A 1,716-nucleotide genomic window follows, 5' to 3' on the forward strand; every position below is an offset into this window, starting at 1 on the left:
GCTCCAGCGCCCTCGGCAGGCGGCCCCGCCTGCCGAGGGCGCTGGAGCCCCGCCCCTGGCCCCCCCTCTTTGCTACGCAGACTATGCCGCGTGGCAGCGCGGGTGGATGGGCAGTGCCGAGCATGCGCGGCAGCTGCGCTACTGGCAGGACCAGCTGGGCGGCAAACACCCCCTGCTGCAACTGCCCGTGGACCATCCGCGGCGCGCCGACGGCCGCTACGAGGCCGGGGAGTGGCAATTCGAGTTGCCCGACACCCTCGCGCGGCAGCTGCATGCCGTCGCGCGTGCCCAAGGCACGACCCTGTTCACGGTGCTGCTCACGGGCCTGCAGATCCTGCTGTATCGCTACAGCGGACAGCAGGACATCCGCGTGGGCGTGCCGATCGCCAACCGCCATCGGCCCGGTGCGGAGGGCATCGTCGGCCTGCTGGTCAACACTCAGGTGCTGCGCGGCCAGGTGCATGACGGCCTGACGCTGGACGAGGCGCTGGCCCGGGCCGGCGAGACCGTCCGCGGGGCGCTGGCCAACCAGGACCTGCCTTTCGAGCAACTGGTGGAGGTGCTTCAGCCGCAGCGGCAATTGGGCACGCATGCGCTGTTCCAGGTCGTGCACAACCATCAGCGTGCGCAGGCGATGGAGGAGGCCCGCTCTCTGCCCGGCCTGGTGGTGGAGGACGCCGCAAGCGGTACGCGGGCGGCGCAGTTCGAACTGGCACTGGACAGCACGGAGCTGGTGGACGGCAGCATCCACCTGAGCCTGGTCCATGCGGTGGAGTTGTTCGACCGCGCCAGCATGGAGCGCATGGCGGGGCACTATGTGCGGGTGCTGCAAGCCCTGGCGGACGATGGCGCCCAAGAGGTGGGCAGCTTGCCCTTGCTGGGCGAGGACGAGCGCCAGGCGCTGCTGCGACAGGCTCCCGCAGCCATTGCGCTTCGCGCAGCCGGTTGCCTGCACGGGCGCGTGGAATCGCAGGCCCGATGCCTGCCCCAGGCGCCGGCCCTTCGCAGCGAAGGCCACACGCTGTCCTATGCACAGCTCAATGCTGAGGCCAACCGCCTGGCCCATCGCCTGATCGCCCTGGGCGTACGGCCCGAGTCGCGCGTGGGCATCGCCATGCAGCGCTCGGCGGAGATGGTCGTGGGCCTGCTGGCCATCCTCAAGGCCGGCGGCGCCTATGTGCCGCTGGACCCGGACTATCCTGTCGGCCGTCTGTCGCATATGGTCACCGACAGCGGCATCGGCCTGGTGCTGACGCAGGCGGCTGTCCGTGATCGCATCCCCGGCACCGAGTCCCTGCAACTGCTGGAGATCGATACGCTGGACCTGTCGGCCGAATCGGATGCCGATCCGCAGGTGCAGGTCTCGGCCGACAGCCTGGCCTACGTGATCTACACCTCGGGCTCCACGGGCCGCCCCAAGGGCGCGCAGCTGAGCCACCGCAACGTGGCACGGTTGCTCGCTGCCACCGAGGCCTGGTTCGGCTTTGGGCCTGACGATGTCTGGACCCTGTTCCACTCCTACGCCTTCGACTTCTCGGTCTGGGAGATCTTTGGTGCGCTGTGCACGGGTGGCCGGCTCGTGGTGGTGCCGTACTGGGTCAGCCGCTCGCCCCAGGACTTCCTGGCCTTGCTGCGTGCGGAGCGCGTAACCGTTCTCAATCAAACGCCTTCGGCCTTTGGGCAGTTGGTGCATGCCGTGGAGCAGGACGAGGAGTG

1 protein-coding gene is annotated in these 1,716 nt (G+C 69.3%); it reads left to right on the forward strand.

Annotation, left to right across the window (positions count from 1 at the left end; all coding sequences use genetic code 11):
• Positions 1–106: 106 nt before the first annotated feature.
• The coding region (locus BW39_RS29685; RefSeq protein WP_235264317.1) for an AMP-binding protein at positions 107–1,716 on the forward strand (1,610 nt) is incomplete at its 3' end.

Origin of the sequence: Delftia sp. RIT313, from assembly GCF_000632165.1 — a bacterium.
GTDB lineage: Bacteria > Pseudomonadota > Gammaproteobacteria > Burkholderiales > Burkholderiaceae_C > Comamonas > Comamonas acidovorans.